Origin of the sequence: Mycobacterium sp. G7A2, from assembly GCF_041902445.1 — a bacterium.
Lineage (GTDB): Bacteria > Actinomycetota > Actinomycetes > Mycobacteriales > Mycobacteriaceae > Mycobacterium.
In genome coordinates this window covers 5,073,175-5,093,354 of sequence record NZ_CP169251.1, presented here as the reverse complement: position 1 = coordinate 5,093,354, position 20,180 = coordinate 5,073,175, and the positions used below count along the sequence as shown (strand labels likewise).

Annotated in this window: 22 protein-coding genes; 13 read left to right on the top strand and 9 right to left on the bottom strand. The window is 64.2% G+C overall.

From position 1 onward, the window contains the following. Genes ACEWX3_RS24175 through ACEWX3_RS24165 form a run of 3 tightly spaced genes read left to right on the top strand, consistent with a single transcriptional unit; the run spans position 1 to position 2,254 of the window. Positions 1-321, top strand: coding sequence for an ESX-1 secretion-associated protein (locus ACEWX3_RS24175; protein ID WP_221349691.1), 321 nt, complete (start codon positions 1-3; stop codon positions 319-321). Between the two features lie 30 nt (positions 322-351). After that, complete coding sequence (locus ACEWX3_RS24170) at positions 352-852, top strand: hypothetical protein (RefSeq protein ID WP_374157916.1); 501 nt, start codon at positions 352-354, stop codon at positions 850-852. Continuing rightward, a complete protein-coding gene (locus ACEWX3_RS24165) occupies positions 842-2,254 on the top strand; it encodes a hypothetical protein (RefSeq protein ID WP_374157915.1) in 1,413 nt (470 codons plus the stop codon). Before ACEWX3_RS24170 ends, ACEWX3_RS24165 begins: the two co-directional genes overlap by 11 nt. A gap of 128 nt (positions 2,255-2,382) precedes the next feature. Here ACEWX3_RS24165 and ACEWX3_RS24160 read toward each other — a convergent pair whose 3' ends face one another. From ACEWX3_RS24160 to ACEWX3_RS24150, 3 genes are all read right to left on the bottom strand, one after another. Then, positions 2,383-2,856 carry a DUF4262 domain-containing protein gene (locus ACEWX3_RS24160; RefSeq protein ID WP_374157914.1) on the bottom strand — a complete coding sequence of 158 codons (474 nt, stop codon included), beginning with the start codon at positions 2,854-2,856 and terminating at the stop codon, positions 2,383-2,385. A gap of 97 nt (positions 2,857-2,953) precedes the next feature. After that, the gene (locus tag ACEWX3_RS24155; protein WP_374157913.1) at positions 2,954-3,349 is read right to left on the bottom strand and encodes a type II toxin-antitoxin system VapC family toxin; all 396 of its coding nucleotides are present in this window, start codon (positions 3,347-3,349) and stop codon (positions 2,954-2,956) included. Then, complete coding sequence (locus tag ACEWX3_RS24150) at positions 3,350-3,598, bottom strand: type II toxin-antitoxin system Phd/YefM family antitoxin (protein WP_374157912.1); 249 nt, start codon at positions 3,596-3,598, stop codon at positions 3,350-3,352. Between the two features lie 119 nt (positions 3,599-3,717). Here ACEWX3_RS24150 and ACEWX3_RS24145 point away from each other — a divergent pair, with 119 nt between their 5' ends. Both ACEWX3_RS24145 and ACEWX3_RS24140 read left to right on the top strand, forming a co-directional pair. Then, positions 3,718-4,707 carry an ERCC4 domain-containing protein gene (locus ACEWX3_RS24145; RefSeq protein WP_374157911.1) on the top strand — a complete coding sequence of 330 codons (990 nt, stop codon included), beginning with the start codon at positions 3,718-3,720 and terminating at the stop codon, positions 4,705-4,707. A gap of 300 nt (positions 4,708-5,007) precedes the next feature. Next, positions 5,008-5,793 (top strand): hypothetical protein, encoded by a 786-nt coding sequence (locus ACEWX3_RS24140; RefSeq protein ID WP_374157910.1) that lies wholly within the window; start codon positions 5,008-5,010, stop codon positions 5,791-5,793. Positions 5,794-6,342: 549 nt separating this feature from the next. Here the strand turns inward: ACEWX3_RS24140 and ACEWX3_RS24135 are convergent. Further along, positions 6,343-8,007, bottom strand: a complete 1,665-nt coding sequence (locus tag ACEWX3_RS24135; RefSeq protein ID WP_374157909.1) for an SLC13 family permease — start codon at positions 8,005-8,007, stop codon at positions 6,343-6,345. 32 nt (positions 8,008-8,039) lie between these two features. Beyond that, positions 8,040-8,351: a DUF732 domain-containing protein gene (locus ACEWX3_RS24130; protein ID WP_374157908.1), complete on the bottom strand. Its 312-nt coding sequence runs from the start codon at positions 8,349-8,351 to the stop codon at positions 8,040-8,042. 333 nt (positions 8,352-8,684) lie between these two features. Here ACEWX3_RS24130 and ACEWX3_RS24125 point away from each other — a divergent pair, with 333 nt between their 5' ends. The 4 genes from ACEWX3_RS24125 (at position 8,685) to ACEWX3_RS24110 (ending at position 14,243) form a co-directional block, all read left to right on the top strand. Further along, entirely contained in the window at positions 8,685-9,791 is a 1,107-nt protein-coding gene (locus ACEWX3_RS24125; RefSeq protein ID WP_374157907.1) for a hypothetical protein, read from the top strand. Between the two features lie 7 nt (positions 9,792-9,798). Next, positions 9,799-10,740, top strand: coding sequence for a DUF732 domain-containing protein (locus ACEWX3_RS24120; RefSeq protein ID WP_374157906.1), 942 nt, complete (start codon positions 9,799-9,801; stop codon positions 10,738-10,740). A 62-nt stretch (positions 10,741-10,802) separates the two neighbouring features. Beyond that, positions 10,803-11,003 carry a hypothetical protein gene (locus ACEWX3_RS24115; protein ID WP_374157905.1) on the top strand — a complete coding sequence of 67 codons (201 nt, stop codon included), beginning with the start codon at positions 10,803-10,805 and terminating at the stop codon, positions 11,001-11,003. Between the two features lie 147 nt (positions 11,004-11,150). Next, positions 11,151-14,243 carry a DUF3427 domain-containing protein gene (locus ACEWX3_RS24110; RefSeq protein ID WP_374157904.1) on the top strand — a complete coding sequence of 1,031 codons (3,093 nt, stop codon included), beginning with the start codon at positions 11,151-11,153 and terminating at the stop codon, positions 14,241-14,243. A gap of 104 nt (positions 14,244-14,347) precedes the next feature. Here the strand turns inward: ACEWX3_RS24110 and ACEWX3_RS24105 are convergent, their stop codons facing one another. Further along, positions 14,348-15,451 carry an HNH endonuclease domain-containing protein gene (locus ACEWX3_RS24105; RefSeq protein ID WP_374159933.1) on the bottom strand — a complete coding sequence of 368 codons (1,104 nt, stop codon included), beginning with the start codon at positions 15,449-15,451 and terminating at the stop codon, positions 14,348-14,350. A gap of 838 nt (positions 15,452-16,289) precedes the next feature. Beyond that, positions 16,290-17,882, bottom strand: coding sequence for an MFS transporter (locus ACEWX3_RS24100; RefSeq protein WP_374157903.1), 1,593 nt, complete (start codon positions 17,880-17,882; stop codon positions 16,290-16,292). Positions 17,883-18,104: 222 nt separating this feature from the next. Between ACEWX3_RS24100 and ACEWX3_RS24095 the strand changes: the two genes are divergently transcribed. Further along, complete coding sequence (locus ACEWX3_RS24095) at positions 18,105-18,467, top strand: hypothetical protein (protein WP_374157902.1); 363 nt, start codon at positions 18,105-18,107, stop codon at positions 18,465-18,467. Here the strand turns inward: ACEWX3_RS24095 and ACEWX3_RS24090 are convergent. Further along, positions 18,464-18,796, bottom strand: coding sequence for a Uma2 family endonuclease (locus tag ACEWX3_RS24090; protein ID WP_374157901.1), 333 nt, complete (start codon positions 18,794-18,796; stop codon positions 18,464-18,466). The two genes, ACEWX3_RS24095 and ACEWX3_RS24090, sit on opposite strands and share 4 nt — an antisense overlap. Positions 18,797-18,826: 30 nt before the next feature. Continuing rightward, on the bottom strand, positions 18,827-19,039 hold the full coding sequence (locus ACEWX3_RS24085; RefSeq protein WP_374157900.1) for a hypothetical protein: 213 nt from the start codon (positions 19,037-19,039) through the stop codon (positions 18,827-18,829). Between the two features lie 223 nt (positions 19,040-19,262). Here ACEWX3_RS24085 and ACEWX3_RS24080 point away from each other — a divergent pair, with 223 nt between their 5' ends. From ACEWX3_RS24080 to ACEWX3_RS24070, 3 genes are all read left to right on the top strand, one after another. Then, positions 19,263-19,502 (top strand): hypothetical protein, encoded by a 240-nt coding sequence (locus tag ACEWX3_RS24080; RefSeq protein ID WP_374157899.1) that lies wholly within the window; start codon positions 19,263-19,265, stop codon positions 19,500-19,502. 85 nt (positions 19,503-19,587) lie between these two features. Then, positions 19,588-19,785 (top strand): antitoxin Phd, encoded by a 198-nt coding sequence (locus ACEWX3_RS24075; protein ID WP_374157898.1) that lies wholly within the window; start codon positions 19,588-19,590, stop codon positions 19,783-19,785. Beyond that, on the top strand, positions 19,782-20,174 hold the full coding sequence (locus tag ACEWX3_RS24070) for a type II toxin-antitoxin system death-on-curing family toxin (protein ID WP_374157897.1): 393 nt from the start codon (positions 19,782-19,784) through the stop codon (positions 20,172-20,174). Before ACEWX3_RS24075 ends, ACEWX3_RS24070 begins: the two co-directional genes overlap by 4 nt. Positions 20,175-20,180 lie beyond the last annotated feature (6 nt).

Below are 20,180 nucleotides of genomic sequence, written 5' to 3'. Positions count from 1 at the left end.
GTGTCGGATCTGGCTGAGAACCTGCGAGTGCTCACCGAGCACATCGACGATCTCGCCGCGAAGCAGACGACTGCGGCGGGTGATCTGAAGATCGCGGGCGAGACGGTCAACGGCCTGGCTGCCAGCGTGTGGTCCACCCACGGTGTCGTGTGTGCAGCGAGCAATATGGCCGTGGATGCAATCGAAGCTGCTCGGGAAGCCGCGGATGCGACTCTCTGGCGGATGTCACATGACCTGTCGGTGCGGCTCCAGATGGCTTCGGCGAATTACAACAACGCTGACTGGCGTGCAGGCAAGGACATCGATTCGTGCGACCTTTGAGTTTCATCTACTCACATCGGAATCGTTCGCATGAGACGTGATGACACCTGGGACGGCGAGGAGCCCGACGTTGCCGGCGAGTCCTACGTGGCCGGGGTGGACTTCCTCGCACAGTACGTGCGGACCGACGCCGCGACGGGAGATCTCAGTGTGGTCGGCGAAGCGCCGGGTGACGAGGACGCGCATAGCCAGCCGTCTCCCGGTGTCTGGTTTACCGTGGCGAACCCGTCTGGTGTTCTCTCGGCAAGCGCCGCTCTCGGCGGACGACTCGGCTACGTTGAGGTGAAGGACGTTTCCCAGTTCGACGAAGCTCGTCTGGGCCAGGAGATCGTCGAAATCGCCGCATTGGCCAGTGACCGAGCCCGGGCCGCCCAGCATGAGGTGACCGTCGAGTTGATGGGAAGACGCGGCCAGGATCGGTTTGGTGTCAGCGCCTTTCTTGAACACTCCATCGGGCTGCCGTCGTTCGAAACCACCAGCGCGCGGGCAGCGGAGGCTTTCGCGGAGCGCTATCGGTCACATGACGACTGAGTCCCCAACTCCTTCCAAGCGAAATCTGCGTCGTCGCTGGTTAATCGGAATCAGCGTGACGGTCGTTGTCGCGATCCTCGCCACGCTAGCCGTCACTTGGTGGATTCCGGCGTATCGTCTCGAGGCGGCGCGGGAGGCTTGGCAGCCGCCCCCGGATGCGCTGCTGTCGGAGTCGATGAGCGAGCAGCCAATCCCCGGATGGCGCGTCACGATCGCTGATTTGGGCCTGCCCCGCACCGTTGACAGCCGGGTTGCGGTCGGTAACCTCCCGACTGATCCGAGGCCGCTCGTCGGCAGCATCGACGGACGGGCCTACTTCCTGGCCGATAGCGGTGCTGAGGATGCGAGGCAGTGGTGGCTGGCCGGCGTCGACGTGCGTAGTGGCCGAACACTGTTCGACGCGGTGCCCCTCGGCTCGAACAAGCAGACACCGGACTGCTTCCTCAATGGGCCAACCCACATCCTGTGCCTTGAGGGTGCAGTGACGACGTCGGCTTGGGTGATCGACGGACGATCGGGTTCGGTGGATTACAACGGACCGACGGATCTGCAGGAGAAGCTCGGCACCCTGACCGTCCATCAAGTCGGCATCTACGCGGTTGCCACCAATCAGAATGAGGGTGTGTACGGCATCGGTTCGCGGGCGGAAACCACGTGGTTCGTGCCGGGTGCCGGGTCGGTGAGAAAGGTCGACTCATCGCGACCGGCGGCATCCACGCAGACTCTCACTGGACAGCTCGAGGCGAACCCCAGGACTTACATCTTCACCGTGTTCTCCGTCGCGGACGGCGAGGTGATCGAACCCGAGATCGCCGAGGGTTACACACTCGGGAAGCCGGTCTTCTACACCGGCGGATTTGTCGCTGAGGTGAACGATCCTGACGGGATACCCTCCGAGATCGCCTTCTTCGACGAAAGCGGTAAGCGCCTGGGGGAATACGATGGGCGCGGTAGCGCCGGCGACAGCCCGGTCGATCTACCGGTGATCGGACCGACTTCCGACAATCGGAATACGGTGTTCACGACTCAAGGGCAGCCACTGATCGAAGTCCCAGGTGGCACTCTGTATCTCGTCGGAACAACGTTGATGGTCGACGCCGGCAACAGTCTGGCCTTCCCGGAGCTGCACCTTTACGACATGCGCGACGGCACCGCCATAGGATCTGTCTGCGACTACCTGATGCACAACTACATCGGCACCGACGGATCGACATTGGTGTTCGAGGTCCACAACCCCGGTGCCGAGGTGCTCGTGACGGCTAGCGATATGCGTTCGTGCGAGCGGTTATGGACGCTTCCGAAGCGAATCGACTCGCTGGACCGCGTCTGGAACATCGACGGCACCCTGGTGCAACTGACGAACGAGGGGACGGAACTGATCTCTCTGGTAGCGCCGGCGTAGTGATGTTGGGGCGTGGCGAAAGGGGTCTGTAGTCAGGTTTTGATGGTCGATTGCCGACGAACAACAGCCGCGAACGTTGAGCTGCGCATCGAAGTCTCGGTTCGATTTCTGCGGTCAACCCGATAGGCCTATCGCTTCCGCGAGCCGCGGACGCCGAGAACCGGTTGTCGTCGTCGGCCGTGGCCCCACCCGCGATCCCACGGCCACCGGCCCCGGTCGTCGGCCCATACAAGTTGGTAGGCGTGCACGTCCGGACCGCCGAGTCTGATGGCGAACGTCAGGTGCACGTCCGGGTGCTCGACCTCGACCACCTCGAGGAGGAACCTTCCCCCGCAGTCGATGTGCTCGGCCGGCCGAAGAACCATGCCGTCGTCGACCATTCCCTGACCGATGACGTTCAGCAGCTTCGCTGAGGTCTGCGCCGGCATACCCGTCACCAACAACTCCGGCAGACCCCTCCCATGCAGACCAACGGTGTAGGCGAACGGCCTTTTGTCGCATTCGACGAATTGCACTGCCCATCGGTGATCTTCAATTGTCCTTCGCAGCACGTCCAGGTAGTCGTTGGTGGTCTTATCCGGGTGATCGCACTGCCAGCACATGGCCTCCCCTTAATGTCGTGGTTGTGGCCCAGCGTGCACGCACCCACCGACAGAACGAGTTGTCACCACCCGCCGTTGGCGGCAGATCGAGGAATCCTCACACCGCCACGACGCGAATCAGGTCCGCCAAGCCCTGGAAGTCGTCCGGGTTGCGGCTGTAGAGGTCCAGGCCGTTGGCGTGTGCGGTCGCGGCGATGAGCAGATCCGCGAAGCGGCTGCGCGGTTTTCGGCCAGCGCTGACCACAGCCGCAACGATCAGGCCGTAACTGCGACTTGCTCTGCCGTCAAACGGAATTGGCTCGAGTAGCGACTCGACCTCTTGTAGCCGGGACTGGCGTCTGGCTGCCTCGGCCGGTGTGGTCGACAAGAGTGGACCGGCCGTCAGTTCGGCGGCGGTGATGGCGGAAATCGCAAGTTCGTCCGGTAGCTTGTCGGCGATTGACGGGTCGTGCCAGTCAATCACCACCGAGGTGTCGAGCAGTCCTGCCGCCATCTACAGGCTCTGGTCGACGGCGTTATCGAGGTCGCGACGAAATTGGTCTGGGTCGATCCGGGCCTGCACGCCAGCGTTGCGCAACAGGTCCTGGCGTCTGATGAAGGTCTTCCGAACAGACTGAATGGGACGAATCTCGGCCACCGGCTCCCCGTTGCGGGTGACGATGAACGTCTCGCCTCCGGCCACCGCATCCATGACCTTGGCATTCTCGTTGCGTAGCTCCCGCTGAGGGATGGACTTCGCCATGAATTGCAGCGTAGCGTGGTGTGCTACATCCCGCTACAAGCGTGAGTCCCGAGGCCCGGCGTGGACCACGTTGAGGGTGAGCCCCCGGTTCACGTGGCTATTCAGGCAGACTTGGGGACGTGGCCGAGTTGTTGATCGCGCTCAACCCGGATGAGGTCTCCCGGCTGCCTTACCTGCTACGTGTTCCGCTGCCCGGCGGTGACCTGCTGTTCCGCACCTCCGGGACCTGGCCGCGGGTCAAGGCGCTGTACTGCCACCCAGTCGGCCTGCATGAGTGGCCCCCTGATGTCGAGATCGTCGAACGGCTGCCGCTGCGGTCATGCCAGCGCCGCGGTGCCTCCATCGATCTGATCGCGCAGCGAGCCCGGGAGAACCGCTCGCAGTTGGTGTTCACCACGGCGCGCGGCCGCGACGCGGTGTTCTGGCAGGCGCCGCGCACGCGCAAGCAGGCGCGTCCGAACGTGCGCACCCCCACGGCCCGCGCGCACGGCATCGCTGAACTGGAGATCCTCGTCGACGCCCACGAGCGGTACCCGTACCGGTTCAGCACCCAGCAGGTCTCCACCGTGCGGCGGGCACTCACGTCCGGCGACTACGGGGTGCTCGCCGACGGCGAATTGATCGCCAGTGTGGAACGCAAATCCCTGGCCGATCTGGTCGGCAGCCTGACCGGTGGCAAGCTGCGCTACCAGGTCGCCGATCTGGCCGCGCTGCCGCGCGCGGCGGTCGTGGTGGAGGACCGCTACTCACAGCTGTTCAAGCTCGATCGTGTCCGGCCCGCGGTGGTCGCCGACGGGCTGGCGGAACTGCAGATCCGCTGGCCCAACGTCGCGATCGTGTTCTGTGAGACCCGTCCTCTCGCCGAGGAATGGACCTACCGGTTCCTCGCCGCCGCCCATGACTGGGCCAGTACTGAAACTGCTGCGCTGCAGCGTATGTCGTCACCCACAATCGATATCGCCCCCTTGATTGACTCCGCCGCAACGCCGGAACCCAGCACCGCCGAGGTTCGCTCCTGGGCACGTGCTGCGGGCTTGGACGTGCCCGACCGCGGGCGGCTGCACCCCGACATCTGGCAGGCATGGCGGGAAGCCAAAGCCTCGGGCTGACTACGGACTGCGTTCACATTGCGGCCAGCGCGACCTCCACTCGAACTTTCCCGCACTGAGCGCAGCGCCAATATCAATCGGGTGCTTCGGCCCGCGCGACGGCCAGTCCGAGCTCATCCGCTCGGAAGCCGAGTCATCAGCAACTGGTGCGCCGTAGCACTCGGAAGCTCTGGGACAATCAACTACCGTGCTGCCTTCCCGACCGTCGCTGGAGAGCTGGAACCCTGACTCATTGACTGCGGGTGGTGGTATCGGCGCCTTCGTTGGAGTCGAGTTGGGACAATTCATTGGTGATGTCGTATGCCCGAACTGAGACTCCCCGAGCCGGGGAACTGGGCACAAACCGGGAAAGTCGCACTCTCGGTGAAAGTCGTTTTGGTCGTCGCGTTCTGCTACGTGGTCGTCAGAGGGCTGGTGGCTGTATGGGAGGGCAGCTACCTCACCGCGACCGTTTGGTGGGCGACGTTGGGAACGCCGTTCCTGTTGGTGGCCGCATACCTCGCTGTGGCGGTGGGCGGGGCGGGACAGCGAGTATCGAGTGACTCCTCCGGCCTCACTTTCCGACCGGACAAACGCCTCAGCGTGACCTACTTCGTGGTGATGGCCGTACTGCTTCCGGCGGCACCGTCGTTCGCTGTCCTGTTGTCGCGCGGTCAGCTTGACCTTTCCACAACTCCTGGCTTGCAGATCGCGGTGTCAGTGGCCTTTTGGGCACTCGCCTTGCTCGCTGTCGTGGCACTGGCCGCTGGAATACGCCGTGGCGGCTCCGGTTATCTCAAGTTCACGCCGACGAGGATCGAGATCGCCGATGTTCTCAAGACGCGTGTAGTGCAGTGGAATGACGTCGTCGATGTGCGCGATGTCGCGTCCACCGCCAAGGCCAATCAAGGCGGAAAGGCAGTGGTGCTGTGCTTGCGTGAGGGCACGGAGGAAGTGGCGAGCGGCCTTCCCGTCTACGTTCCGAACGGTGTAGCGCTGTACTGGCTGGTGCGTCACTACTGGAAACATCCCGAGCACCGTGACGAACTGCTCGACGGCCGAGCGACACGGCGTCTGGCCGAGGGGGACTTCGACCTGTCCGCCTGACGATCTACTCGAAGCGGTTCCCGTACCGGCGTGCCTCGATGTGAGTTTCCTGGTTGGGGCCCTGGGTATTCGGTGATGCTGTCATCCGATACCGCGGGTCCTCCGGAAGGCCGGAGGGCCGCTCGGGCAGGCCGTTCCGTGGATGGCCGAACCACCAGATGGAATCGTCGTCGCCGGGGCGGCGGAAAGAAGTCGAAGGTTGGTTCTCCTCGAAGTCCACCAAACAAGTAGTACCGGGCAGCCTCGTCTTCGTTCGTCCACGGACCGGGGTCGATGGTGGACTCGGTGGTGTCTCGGGCCAGCCCCCAGGTCCGGTCCGACGGCCCCGCGGTGTAGGCGACGTACAGCATCGGTCCGGCGGTCCAGGCGTGCGAGACAAGATACGGTCCGCGCCCTTCGGCGTTGGCCTTTTTCGATGCGCTGCGGCAGTTTCCACAACACTGCTTCGGCGAAATCCGCGTCGGCCGACGACCCTGTCGCTACGTCCATGCCTCGTTCATACCGCACTCACGGTGGCCCCACTCGCACTTCTCCACCGTGGGCGCGGCCTCAACGCAAGGAAAGTAGCCCCCAGCCCACTAGGAACGCAGTCACCACGCAGACCAGGATCAGCGGGACGCCGAAGCGCACGAACGTCGCGGTGGAGTAGCCGCCGGGCTTCATCACCATCAGGTTGGACTGGTGGCTGAACGGGTTGATGAACGTGAACGAGATGCACGTGCCGATCAACGTCAGCAGCAGGATCGGGTCCATTCCGGTGGTGTCGGCGACGGTCAGCGCGACGGGGGTGAGGATGGCCGCGGCGGCGGCGTTGGACACGATGTTGGTCAAGATGGTGGTGCCGACGGCGATGACGAGGATGACGAGCGCGGCGCTGCCGGTGGACAGCGACAGGATCGCCGAGGAGATGATGTCGCCGAGGCCGCTGTTGACGACGATGACGCCCAGGCCGACGGAGCCGGCGATGATCGCCAGGATGTTCCAGTTCAGGGCGCGCACCGCCGACCGCGGGGTCAACACACCGGTGACGACCATGAGGGTGGCGCCGGTGACGGCGATCAGTTCGATGGGAGCCAGGTTGAGCGCGGCGGAGGTGACGACGGCCAGCAGGATGAGCAGCGCGATCCAGGTCTTGCGGGTCTGCGGGGCTTTGCCGGCGACCTTCTGCCACAGCCCGACCAGTGGGTTGTCGGCCAGCTTCTCGACCGAGCGGGCGGTGACGAGGCACATCTCGCCGGGTCGGGCGGGGGCTTCGCGCAGCAGCTTGGTGGTCTGGGCGGCGATGACCTCGATGTTGTCGTCGACCTCGAGGTCGCGCACGGACTTCTGCTCGTCGGTGGAGATGGACACCATGTACAGGTCCTGGGGTGCCTGGCCGAAGCGGGGGCTGGCCCACAGTGTGCGCACCCCGGATTCGGTGGCGCGGTAGATCAGCACGTCGTCGGCCTGCATCGGTTCGTCGGCGTCGACGGCCTCACCCCAGCGCTGTATCTCGAGCAGCTCGAAGTCCGGCGTGGTCGCCACACCGAGGGAGGCGGCGGTGCGCCCGACGGCGTTGGAGCCTCGAGCGATGGGAATCTCGGCCCGCCACTCCAGTTTCCGTTCCTTGTGTTCGGTGGCGCCGCGCAGCACCCGGGGGGCGAGCAGGAACAGCACCGCCCAGCCGACCAGCGCGACCGGGACGGCGATGGGCACGAAGCTGAACATGGTCAGCTCGACGCCGGCCGGGTCGGCGATGCCGGCGATCAGCAGGTTGGAGCTGGTGCCGATCAGAGTGGCCGAACCGGCCAGCGTCGTGGCGTGCGCGATGGGCAGCAGCACCCCGCGGGCCGGCACCCCGGACTGGCGTTCCAGTTCCTTGGCCGCCGGGATGAGCATCGCGACGATTGGGGTGGTGTTGATCAGCGCTGAGGCGACTCCAACGGGCGGGACCAGGCGCGCCAGGGTCTGGGTGGCGGTGGTGACGCCGTTGAGCAGCCGGTAGGTGACACGGGTGATGACGCCGGTGTAGAGCACGCCCTTGGCGATGACGAGCATGGCGGCGATGGTGATGACGCCGCCATTGGACAACCCGCCGAACAGTTCGGCCGGGGTGGCGATGCCGGCCAGCCCCGCGACGACAAGGGCGCAGATCAGTGCCAGGACCGCGGGTTGGCGGCCGGTGGTCATGACGATCAGGGTCACGACGACGATCACTACGGCCAGGATGGTCATGGGGAGAAGGTAGCGGCGAGTGCAGTCTGCGTTCAGGCAGGCGGACAGTAGGTCATGTAGGCCAGCACGACGTAGTCGCCAGCGCCTTTGCGGTCGAACGACGGGTTGTCGCTGAGGACGAAGTCGACGATTCGGGCGACCGGGGTTCCGAGGTCGATCTGTCGGCAGACGCCGTGCGCGTACATGACGGTCGCGTACGGATTCGACGTGGTGATGCCGACGGTTTGAAGCCTGTTGAGAAAGGCGGCGTCCTGCGGCTGCGCGCTCGCGGCGGGAGCCAGGGTCAGTGCGGAGGTCACTGCAAGTCCGGCGACGACACCAAGTCCGGCGCTCAGCGGATTCATGCGGTTCCCAACTGTCGAACACAGTGTGTGGCACGTGCGCTGTATTCGCTCTAGTTGTAGCAGCGCCCGAGGGCCTCGGCTACGGGAAAACGAAGATCAGATCGTTGCGCCTCGGGCGCAACCGATACGTGCGTGGTGAGACAGTCAAGGCTCGAAACGGCAGATTGAATGATGCAGCTGTGGCAGACGGTACGTATTGGGCAGATGGGGTAGTCGCCGCTGATATTCAGGGGGTCATCCCGATTCGTCGTGTCGGCGGTTTGCGGCATCATTCATGAAGTCAGGGCGGCTTCGGCAGAGCTCGGGGCAAACAGCACAGGGCTTGGGGGAGCGGTGTACAGCGAGTTCGACGGGACGGGACCGATGGTGGTCTGTCCGCAGGGGCACGCTAACGCCTGGAACTACAAGTTCTGCGGCCAGTGCGGGCTTCCCATCGGCGTGGTGGCCTTTCCTGACGATGAGTCTGAGGACGAGGACGCTGCACGTGATGATGCGCCGAAGCGGCGAGGCTTGCTCGTCGGAAGTGCGATCGCCGCGGTCGTCGTGGTGGTGGCTGTCGCCGCCACGGTCGCTGTGCTGTTGACTCGGCCGTCGGCCGACGACTCGGCAGAAACGGCTTTGCCAGCGTTCCCCACCGGCGGCGTCGATCCTGCCGGCATGGTGCCGCAGTGCACGGCCGCGCCGGCGGTACAGGCCGAGTCTGTCGACATGACGCCCGAGGGATTGACGGTCGGTGCCGCGTTCTTGTCGCAGTGCGGGGGAGGCAACACGGAAGCGGGGGAATCCGTGCGAATCACCGTCGCCGACGGCAACCGGGACATCGCCGCAGGATTGTTCGATTTCTCGGCTGCGCCGTTGACGATGAAGCCCGGTGAGACCGCGCGCCGCACGCTGGTGTTCCCGGCGGGCATGTACTGGCGTACACCGGCCATGTTTTCCGGCGCGCCACAGCTCGTCTTCCATCCGGGCGAGCAATCGACGTCGACGACCGCCGTTGCGCGTTCGGACACGATGGTGGCGCAGGAGGCCGCTGATCCTGAGCACGGCAGCGTCGACGGCGTCGCCGATGCGGTGCTCCGCGAGCTGCGGGACGCCGACTACGGATTTGTGTCCGGCTCGATTGCGAATCGTTGGGTTCCCCAGATCAGTTCGAAGAAGCCGGGCCTGACTGTCGACGGCAGGACATTGACGAGTGCCGACGTGCTGCGCGACCACCTCGATTTGCGCGCCAAGTACAGCGGTGTGCGGTTGGTGTCATCGGGGCAATGGACGACGTTCAACTCACCGGACTGGTGGGTGACGGTAGTAGGCGTTCCGGCGCTGGATCCAACCGCGGCCAACGGATGGTGCGACTCCCAAGACCTGGGCGTCGACGACTGCTTCGCCAAGTTCGTGAGTTCCCTCTTCGGTGTCGAAGGCACCACCGTGTACAGGAAGTGAGTGGACGATGAGCTTCTGTGTGTTCTGTGGCGGGCGCCTGGCCGACGCGATGCGGTGCCACTCGTGTGGTGCCGTCAATGTCGATGGCACCTGGCATGAATCGGCGTACGCACAGACGGACTTCCCGAATCCCCCTTCAGGAGCGGGATGGTTGCCCGACCCCACGGGCCGGCATGAGGGCCGCTACTTCGTCGCTGGACAGCCGACGGACCTGATCCGTGACGGCGGTGTGGAGGCGCTCGACCCGCTGGGTAAGCAGCAGCTGGAATCATCTGGCGACGACAGCTCCTCGGCGACAACCCCACCAGCCAGCCGCCGCCGGGTATGGCTATCCGTCGCGGCAGCAACGGCAATCTTGCTGGTGGTGGGAGCGGCCGTTGGCGCATTCTTGTACGTCAACCGTGATCAGACGACTGTCGACGACCGGTACCTCAGGGCGCTGCGGCAGGACGGGTTCTCCGGCGAGTTCAACTCCGATGCCAATGCTGTGGCACACGGTAAGAGCGTATGTCGGCAGCTGGAGGAAGGTGGCCCGCAGCAGGGAATGCCCGCGGATGAGGTTGCCGTGCAGTACTTCTGCCCACAGTTCGTCGAAGGATTCCATGTGCTGGAGACGGCGACCATCACAGGTAGCTTCACGCTCAACGACGAGGACGCAAACGCGTATTCGTCCGCGATCGAGGTCGACGGTTCGTCCTGTACTGGATCCGGCGGATATTCGGACGTCGATTCGGGAACGCCGGTGACGGTCAAGAACGGTAAGGGGGAGACCCTGACCACCACCTACCTGGAGGAGGGCAAGGGCGGTCGGTACATGTGCACCTTCGGCTTCACATTCGAGATCACCGAAGGCCAGGACCGCTACGTTGTCTCAGTAGGTCGCCGGGGCGAGCTGAGCTACTCCTTCGAGGAGCTGCGCGCCGGCGGCGTGGCGTTGTCGTTGGGTTGATGATGGACAACTCGCGACGGCGCGAATTGGATGACAGCCTGCTCGACCTAATCGGTGCGGTCGTGGCACCGGGCGACGAGATCTACACGTTGACATCGAAACGGTCCAACCGGATCGTCTCGATCGATCGCGCCGCGATCGAGGTCGAAACGATCCTGTCCGACGACCGGGGCTCCGGTCCGCAGCTCGTCCGTCTGTCACGTTGGCGAGACGAGCCCGCGACCCATCAACGTACGAGTCAGCCGGAAAGCCTATGGCCGTAATGGCTTCAACAAGGTTGACTATCAAGATTAGGAGCAATCGTGGTGACACTCGGCGGTCGGGACACTGGGATGGCAACGCATTAGAAAGGCGCCGATTCGTGAGTGGCCATGATCCATCTAGTCGCCTCAGGCCCCTAGGCTGAAGCAGTGACGGAACTGAATCCCGGGATCTACGAGGCACTTGTCACGGAGGCGTTGCGTTCTCGCCTCGTTTCGCTCGAAGGTTCGTTTCGCCCGGCGCGACGGTTGCAACAGGCAGAAGCTGCCGATCGGATTGCCCTGCATTTAAGCCGCCAGATCGAGCAGTCCCTCTCGGCTGTGGCTGAGGACGTGCGCGTCCAGGTCGGCATCGAAGTTGCCCAAGCCTTGATGGCACGTCTTGCCGAAGTCGTTGACGTCGAAACGTCCGACACACCCACCAAACCTGGCGAAGTTCTGCACGCAATCCTCGAGCAGCGCCCGGATGGAACTCCACGCCCGGTCGCTGAACCGCTGATTCCACTCATCGACACCACCCTCCTGACCAACGCGCCTGGCGAACCGGGCCTGTTGAATCAGCTTGACGCCGAGATCGACTCCGCAGACGCGATCGACATCGTCATGGCCTTCATCCGCCGCAGCGGTCTAAACCCATTGTTCGGCTCGGTGCGGCGCCATTGTGAACGCGGCAGACCGCTACGGGTCCTAACCACCACCTACACCGGTTCCACCGAACGCTCCGCGTTAGACCAACTAAAAGGACTTGGCGCAAACATCCAAATCTCTTACGACCTAAGTACTACCCGTTTGCACGCTAAATCTTGGATCTTCCATCGCCGCTCGGGGTTCTCTACCGCCTATGTTGGGTCGTCGAACCTCACCCACTCGGCACAAGTGACGGGCCTGGAGTGGAATATCCGGGCTTCCTCGGCTCGGAATCCCGACATCCTCGCAAAGTTCGAGGCCGTCTTCGAAAGTTACTGGCAAAGCAGCGAATTTGTTCCCTACGAGCCTCAACAGTTCGAAGAGGAGCTGCGACGGGCAAGCCGCGCCGACTCTGGGGCCACCGTGATCCTCAGTCCGATCGAGCTCCGTCTGGAGCCATTTCAGGAACGTCTCCTCGAACAGATTGAGGTCTCTCGCGAACGCGGCCACCACCGGAATCTGCTTGTCGCCGCCACGGGCACCGGCAAGACCGTCATGGCCGCCGTCGACTATGCGCGTCTACACGCAGAACTGCCGCGCTCCCGTCTGCTATTCGTCGCTCATCGTAATGAAATACTCGATCAAAGCCTCGCCACCTTCCGCTATGCATTGCGGGATGCATCATTTGGCGAGAAGTGGATCGGTGGTTCACGGCCCCACTATTTCGAGCATGTCTTTGCTTCGGTGCAGAGCCTCAGTGCCGCGGACCTCAACGACCTCCCGCCAAATCACTTCGACGTGGTCATTGTTGACGAGTTTCACCACGCAGCAGCGCCGTCATACCACAAACTGCTCGATCACCTCGAGCCCGTGGAGATGCTCGGCCTCACCGCCACACCGGAGCGCAGTGACGACCTCTCGATCCTGCACTGGTTCGGTGAGCGAATAGCCGCCGAGCTCCGGTTATGGGACGCCGTTGACCAGCAGCGCCTTTCGCCGTTCATGTACTTCGGTATCCATGACGGGCTTGATCTCACCCAGATTCCGTGGCGGCGAGGCCAAGGTTATGACCTTGAAGCATTGAGCGGCCTCTATACCAGTACCGACGCTTGGGCCCGCACCGTCCTCCAAGAGGTGCTTCGTCTCGCCGAAGACCACAGCACCATGCGGGCCTTAGGGTTCTGTGTCACCGTCGAGCACGCGAAGTTCATGGCCAAACACTTCAATAGGGCCGGCGTGCCCGCTGTTGCCGTATGGGGTGACAGTCCGCGGTCGGACCGCAACGCCGCGCTTCAAGACCTCGCCGCCGGCAAGATCCGCGTTGTGTTCTCAGTTGACCTCTTCAATGAGGGTATCGACGTACCCGCTGTCGACACCGTAATGATGCTGCGTCCGACCGAGAGCCCCACGCTGTTCCTCCAACAACTTGGCCGAGGGTTGCGGCGGTCGAAGGGAAAGACGTTCTGTACCGTCCTGGACTTTGTCGGCATACATCGCCCCGAGTTCCGCTTTGATCGGCGCTACCGCGCGCTCCTCGGCGGTACCCGGCGCGACATCGAACGCGCCGTACAGCAAGGGTTTCCGTTCCTGCCGGCGGGATGCTATATGCAACTGGACGCGAAGGCGTCCGAGATCGTGCTCCGCAGTTTGCGTGAAGCCATTCCTACGCGATGGCCTGCGCGCGTCCAAGAACTAAGAACCATTCACGCCAAGTATGTTGACGTCACACTGTCGAAGTACCTTGCTGAGTCCGGACTTGACTTGCCAGATGTCTATGATGGGTCGCGTGGGTGGTCGGATCTGTGCGAGGCCGCTGGTTTACCGACTGCACCCGCAGGTGAGCACGAGAAGCCACTGCGTAAGGCGCTCGGACGTTTATTGCATGTCGACGACGACGAGCGCATCGCCGCCTACCGGCGACTGCTCTTAGCATCCGGTCCGGTAGACGTGTCTGAACTGTCAGAACGGACGCGACGCCTCGTCAGGATGCTCGTAGCCAGCATCGGCGACCAGGTGCTAACTAAGAGCACTTCGCTGCAAGCGGCGGTCGATCTGCTGTGGGCGCACCCGCAGGTGCGCATCGAGCTCGCTCAGCTTCTGGTCGAACTCGACGACCGGGTGGACCACCTCCATGGTGGACTGGATAGTCATCCCGATGTGCCTCTGCAGGTGCATGCACGCTATACACGGCTGGAGATCCTGGCGGCGTTTGGCATTGGGAACAACGCCAAGGTGGCGCCCTGGCAGACCGGCGTGTATGAGGCGAAGAGCGCAAAGGCTGAGCTGTTCGCCTTCACCCTCGATAAGAGCGGTGGCGCCTTCTCGCCAACAACTCGCTACCGTGACTACGCGATCAGCCCCTCGCTCATTCATTGGGAGAGCCAGTCGCTGACCCGAGCAGACAGTGACACCGGTCAGCGGTACCAGAACCACGAGCGCGACGGCCGTGCGATCATGTTGTTCAGCCGCCTGCGGGCCGACGACCGCGCTTTCTGGTTCCTTGGCCCCGCCACATACCGCGGACACGTCGGCGAGAAGCCAATGGCCATCACCTGGGAGCTCGATACGCCGCTATCCGGCGACCTGTATCAGTCGTTTGCCGCGGCGGTGGCTTGAGGAAGACACCCGTCCTCTGGCATAGGGTTTAAGCACAAAGCGAAAGCTTGAGAAATCTACTCGACCCGCGGGTGGGGGCCGCTGGCACAATCCGGGACACCACGTCAGCGAGGTTCTATGCGCCGGAGTCGGCCAGTGCTCCGTTGCGGGGACTGGTGCACCCACGAGGGCGGAAAGCTGATATCAAGCCGTTCGTGTTGCCTGTACCCCGACCATGTGGGCACCCCGGCGGGCTGGCCGCGGTACAGGCCCCGGGCAGCCGAGATCACTCGATCATGCTGTGTGGGCCACTGCAGAACAGATGCGATCGTTTCCAACACCTGTCGATCTCGACGCAGCACGCGGTCGACCAATCCGACCGCAGGAAGTGCACCACTCTTGTCGCCGTTGCATCGTGCGCACGCCAGGACCAAGTTCGATAGTCCGTCGATGCCCACCAGCGACCACGGCAGAACATGGTCGATGGGGTTGTTTGCCGGCAGACGTACGCCACAGTAGAAGCAGTGTGGCCCGAAAGCCGCCTTGAACGGCTCACGCACAGCCGATAGTGCGGTCCGCTCGCGACCGAACAGGTGACCGGCCACATCGGGAACCTCTGCATCGAGGAACTTGTTCATTCGACGGACGTCTTCCACCCACATAATTTCGAGGGCCGGTTTCAACAGCCCGGCTAAGCGAGCCAGCCCTGCCGCGACTCCCGGTCTGAGCACGATCGCGTCGCCGGAGGCGAGCAGTGTGGAACGTGAGACATGGTCATGGAGGAAGGAGTCGTCGTAGAGGAAGGGGTCGCTGGCCGTCCCGCCGGGCAGCCTCTGCAACCGGTGTAACGGCTGCTGCGCCAGGCACAACACGATCGATTCAATCGCCGTCTGATAATCGGCGGGCACCCGCATACGCGCTATCTCGACAGAGCCAGCTCGCCCAGATGCGGCGCGCAGCTGACTGGTAGCAATGAGTATCCGCGCGCGCGGTTGGGTTGACTGGCGAAGCTCATGCCCGTCGAACGGGCGCACCTGCCGCCAATATGTCACCAACACACGGTGAGCCAGCTCGGGCAACCGCACAGACAGTGTGTCGTCAGGGTTCTCGGGTAGGTTCTCAATAGAGTGCTCGATTAGGGCCATTAACGTCGCCAGCTTATATGTCGCCGTCCGCAGACCCGTTTCCAGAATCGCGACTACCCGCTGGCCTAGCAGCAGGGGGTCCATGGTCTCCTGAGTCACCTGCCCGACCTTGCTGTCTCCTCGCCCGGGTACAAACGCACTATCGCATTATGCAGAGAACCGGGGGACAACGTGGGTAAACCGAGCAGTGACTAGCTTCCTGAAGTCATTCGGGTGTCACACGGCGCGCCGTAGGTTCGATCTCTTCGCCGAGCGCCAGTGTGGGCCACGAATAGCGAAGTTCGACGATAGGGCCAGCTGAACTGAAGCCAGCGCAGAAGCTAGAAGCGGCAGTCCGGAGAACGGCCAACGGTCCGGAAGTCTTCACCATGAACACAGCCAAACACTTTGCAAAGCTGAGCTTATCGCTGATATCGCGCGAATGAATCAGTAGACCCTTTAAAGATTCTGACCAATCGGAATGGCTTGATTCATTAAATACCAAGCATTTTCGACGTGTGCTGTGCGCGAACAACTGCACAGGTATCGGATTACCTCCACGTCAGAGTCCCTGCGGATGCGGCTGATCACTTCGAGCTGTGAAGTTTCCAGGGTCTTTGCGTCGAGGTCTCGGTCCAAGGCTCCACGCCTTCCGCGCCGGCTAGTGGTATCTGGAGGGCCCCATGCTCGGCTACGGCAATCGCAATCGAGAGCATCTGGCTTCGCCACGCTGGCCCGATGGCGACCGGCCGCGAAGTGGCTACGGGCTTGGGCGCCATATCTGTCTCCTCCCCAGGTGGATACGTGTGACGGCACTGCATGCGGCACGTCCGAGGAGTTCGGATCTCGCAGTGCGACTTGCCCAGCCGATGGTCGGTTCATGCTGTGCTTGCGGCGGCGTTTCGGGCGGTATCCCCGTCGTGACTGCATGTGAACGCAGCCGTTAGCGCCCCTTGTTCACCGCAATCAGATGATGCGACACCGGCATACCCCCGACGATCCGCTCGACGGTCTGCTCGATGAGCAGGTCCTGCCCGGTGAGCCGGGTGTAGTGCTGCTGCAGATGCTCACCCCAGGACCGCACGACGAACGTCTCGACGAAGGTGTGCTCGCGCTCGACGCTGCGGTAGAGCCGCCACCGCGCGGCTCCGGTGCGTTGCCGGGACCGTCCCAGCACGGCCATCGCGGCCAGGAACTCCTCCTCGTGTTCGGGGTCGACGCGGTAGTCGGTCATCACCAGCACCGGCCCGTCGAGCGGTTCGGGTTCGAACAGCAGCGTCGGCTCCGGCCAGTGCGACGACGGGGTCAGGTCGATGGCGCCGGTCTTGGCGTGCAGCGGCCACCACAGCAGCGACAGCGCGCACACTCCGAGCAGCGTGACGCTGACCAGCAGGCTGGTCACCGGCGACGTCGCCCCGGCGAGCACCCCCCACAGCAGCGAGCCCAGCGCCTGGCCGCCCATGAAGATCAGCTGATACACCGACAGCCCGCGGGCGCGCACCCAGCCCGGCAGGCTCAGCTGCATCGCGGCGTTGAGCGTCGACAGGCACAGCAGCCATGCCGTCCCGCCGAGCACCAGCGCGGCGAGCACGATGGCGAACACGTGCACCAATGCCAGCACCGCCGTCGCGATCGCGAACCCGGCCGCGGCCATCAAGAGCAGCGTGTTCTCCTCGAACCGGGACCGCAGCCGCGACAACCCGAACGCCCCGAGCACCGCGCCCACCCCGAGTGCGCCCAGCAGCAACCCGTAGCCGGAGGCCGTCAAACCGAGTTGGCGGTCGGCGACCACCGGCAGCAGACCCCACAGCGCGCTGGCCGGGGCGATGAACAACGCCGTGCGCAGCAGAATGCGACGCACGATCGGCGAGCTGCGGATGAACCGGCCCCCGGCGCTCAACGCAGACAGCGCCCGCTCCGACGGGAAGTTGGTCTCGTTTGCGGGCCGGCGCCACCACACCAGCACGATGACGATGCCGATGAACGACACCGCGTTGAGCGCGAACACCACCGTCGGCCCCGACAGCGACACCAGCGCCCCGGCGATCGCCGGCCCGATCGCCCGCGCCCCGTTCATGCTCATGCTTCCCAGCGCGGCGGCCGCCGGAATCTGCGCGGGCGGAACAAGATCAGGCTGGATGGCCTGCCATGCCGGCGCGGTGAGCGCCTGCCCGCAGCCGATGACGAACAACAGCAGCAACAGCACCGTCGGCGTGGTCAGCCCCGCCCCGGTCAGCACGGCGAGCAGCCCCACCGACGCCGCCATCGCACCCTGGGTGGCGATCAGCAGCCGGCGCCGGTCGATCAGGTCGGCCAGCACCCCCGACGGCAGCGCCAGCAGCATCACCGGCAGCGTCGTCGCGGTCTGCACCAGCGGCACCAGCACCGCCGCGCGCGGATCGTCGACCAGCATCCACTGCGCCCCCACGGTCTGCATCCAGGTGCCCAGGTTGGAGACGAACTGCGCGATCCACAGCGCGCGGAACACCGGGGACTGCAGCGGCGCCCACGTCGACACGGGCTGGGTGGTGGTCATGGTGCTCCCGCGGACAACGTCACCCGGTCAATCTATCGGCGTCGAGGCCTGCAGATGCGGGGCCGAGCGGTGCGGCGAGCTCCATTCTTCGGTGGTGCTGTTGACCAGATCGACGCAGAGGATGCCGGCATACCGGCATACCGCCGACGCGCAGCCGTGGAGTCGATGTGGCCACGACAGGGCAGACCTGCACACCATCAGGCGGGTCGGCAGAATGATCCGGTGCCGGAATTCCGCGACGCCGATGGAGTGACGTGGCGGGTGCGTCGCGCCCAGTGGCCACTGCTGGGCGCCATCGACATGGCGTCCTATGGCAGCAGCACCTTCGGCGTGGTGCTGTTCCTGCTCGCGCTGCCGCTGCTGGCTGCGTGGCCGATCTGGCTGCTCGCCAAGCTGTGCGGAGTGCCGTGGAAGGTGGTCACTGAACGCGACGGGGACGAGGTCGCTCGCGAGAAGGTCAAGGGGTGGCGGGCTTCCGGCCGGCGGGTCCAGGAGATCGTCGCTGAGAAGAAGGCCACCGCCGCGGGCGACGACGTCACTTTCGAGCTGCGGGAGACCACCGGCACCGAGTTGGGAGAAAGCTAGCTGCGACCCGTCAGGTCCTCGAGGAGGAAGTCCATCGTCACCGGCTCGTTCAGGCGTACTCTGCCTGCGTCGAGCGCCCTCACTCGGCGGTAGATGTCGCCGTCGAGTCGGTAGGCGAGGAAGCGGTCGTCGGCCGGCGCGTCGGGGTCGACGATCCAATAGTGCGCGATGCCGGCCGCCGCGTACTCGTGCAGCTTCATCACGTGATCGGTGCCGCGTGAGCCTGGTGAGACGATCTCGACGACGAGGACGACGTCCGTCGCTGCGACCCGGGCGGGACGATCCTCGAAGACCCGGTCCGGAACCACGACGATGTCGGGGTCGCGCACACTTGGTGGGAACGCCGCGCGGGTGATGACCTAGATCTCAGGAAGTGCTTCGAAACCGTCGGGCAGATGATCGTCAAGGAGGCGGGTGAGCCTCTTGGAGATGCGCTGATGCCAGAGTTGCGGCCGCGGCGACATGGTCAGGGTCCCCTCGCTGAGTTCCCACCGTCGCGTCGGGTCAAGTTCGAGCGCGTCCCATTGCTCGAGGGTCAGCAGCCCAGGAGGGACGTGGGCGATGTCAGACATCGCGCACCTACTTTCGCACTTCGTTCAGTGCAGATTACCCGCGACGGACGCTCGACTGATACGGGCGCGACCCCAGTCGCGCCACAGCAGATGGGGGCCGACATGGGCAACAGGGCGAACTTCGTCATCGTCAAAGACCAGGACTGGCAGCTGAATTAGTCGCATTGGGCGGGTTGTCGCATGCTCGACGCGTTGATCGGCACTGCGCGTACCTGAATTGGATGTGGCGGCCGGAATCGACAATGTCGAGGACTGGGTCGGCAAGCCGGTGTTCCAACGCTTTGAGGACAGTCCGGCCGGACCGATCCTCAAACTCGCTGAAATTCTGGCGCCCCACGCGCCCGGGATGGTGGTCGGCGAGGACGCCGTGTTGAACTGTGCGGTCCGCCCCACGGCCCCCGAGTGGGCGCGGTTCGTCGCGGAGTGTGATCGGCTGCGGGGAGCCAACGCCAGGTCGGCCTGACCGCTCTCGACATGGCGAGGTGAGAAGCCGGTGCCGCTCGGCTGGCGGTACCTGAATCAGTACTGATCTTGGTACCATGGCTGGCATGCCGGCTTTGAATGTCAATTTCACCGACGAAGAGATGGAGCAGCTACGCACCGCTGCCGCGTCGGGGGACCTGTCATTGCGAGCTTTCGTGCACCGAGCTGCGTTGGATGCTGCCAGTGACCACAAACGTCGGGTCCGCGCGGCCGCCCGCATCGTCGCCGAACGGAGCGCCGAACTCAACCGCCGCCTGGCGTGACCGAGTACCTCGATCGGGAAGACGTTCTGATGGCCGGAGCCGCGGCCGTGGGCATCGAGGTGCGTGTCGCCGACTACGGATTGCTCGACGCTGCCGTGGCACGGCCGCAGGCGACCGCATTCGGAGTCGACGCCTACCCCGATCTGTTCACCAAGGCTGCTGCGCTTCTGCAGTCACTCGCCCGCAACCACGCGCTGGTCGACGGAAACAAGCGAACAGCATGGGCCGCGGCGTGGACGTTCCTGTTCATCAACGGCATCGAACTCCCGCCCGATTTCGATGTCGATCACGCCGAGGACTTCATGAATTCCGTGGCCACCCAAGGGGATCTGGAGCTCGTCGAACTCGCCCGGGCACTCCAGGACTTCGCAGCCGACAAATCGCCGTGACATCAC

Excerpts from the sequence above, each read along its gene's own strand:
- ACEWX3_RS24135 (WP_374157909.1), bottom strand. The coding sequence starts at position 8,007 with ATGACCATCCTGGCCGTAGTGATCGTCGTCGTGACCCTGATCGTCATG.
- ACEWX3_RS24155 (WP_374157913.1), bottom strand. The coding sequence starts at position 3,349 with ATGGCGGCAGGACTGCTCGACACCTCGGTGGTGATTGACTGGCACGAC.
- ACEWX3_RS24100 (WP_374157903.1), bottom strand. The coding sequence starts at position 17,882 with ATGACCACCACCCAGCCCGTGTCGACGTGGGCGCCGCTGCAGTCCCCG.
- ACEWX3_RS24120 (WP_374157906.1), top strand. The coding sequence starts at position 9,799 with ATGAGCTTCTGTGTGTTCTGTGGCGGGCGCCTGGCCGACGCGATGCGG.
- ACEWX3_RS24150 (WP_374157912.1), bottom strand. The coding sequence starts at position 3,598 with ATGGCGAAGTCCATCCCTCAGCGGGAGCTACGCAACGAGAATGCCAAG.
- ACEWX3_RS24140 (WP_374157910.1), top strand. The coding sequence starts at position 5,008 with ATGCCCGAACTGAGACTCCCCGAGCCGGGGAACTGGGCACAAACCGGG.
- ACEWX3_RS24085 (WP_374157900.1), bottom strand. The coding sequence starts at position 19,039 with ATGTCTGACATCGCCCACGTCCCTCCTGGGCTGCTGACCCTCGAGCAA.
- ACEWX3_RS24075 (WP_374157898.1), top strand. The coding sequence starts at position 19,588 with ATGCCGGCTTTGAATGTCAATTTCACCGACGAAGAGATGGAGCAGCTA.
- ACEWX3_RS24170 (WP_374157916.1), top strand. The coding sequence starts at position 352 with ATGAGACGTGATGACACCTGGGACGGCGAGGAGCCCGACGTTGCCGGC.
- ACEWX3_RS24105 (WP_374159933.1), bottom strand. The coding sequence starts at position 15,451 with ATGGACCCCCTGCTGCTAGGCCAGCGGGTAGTCGCGATTCTGGAAACG.
- ACEWX3_RS24160 (WP_374157914.1), bottom strand. The coding sequence starts at position 2,856 with ATGTGCTGGCAGTGCGATCACCCGGATAAGACCACCAACGACTACCTG.
- ACEWX3_RS24165 (WP_374157915.1), top strand. The coding sequence starts at position 842 with ATGACGACTGAGTCCCCAACTCCTTCCAAGCGAAATCTGCGTCGTCGC.
- ACEWX3_RS24130 (WP_374157908.1), bottom strand. The coding sequence starts at position 8,351 with ATGAATCCGCTGAGCGCCGGACTTGGTGTCGTCGCCGGACTTGCAGTG.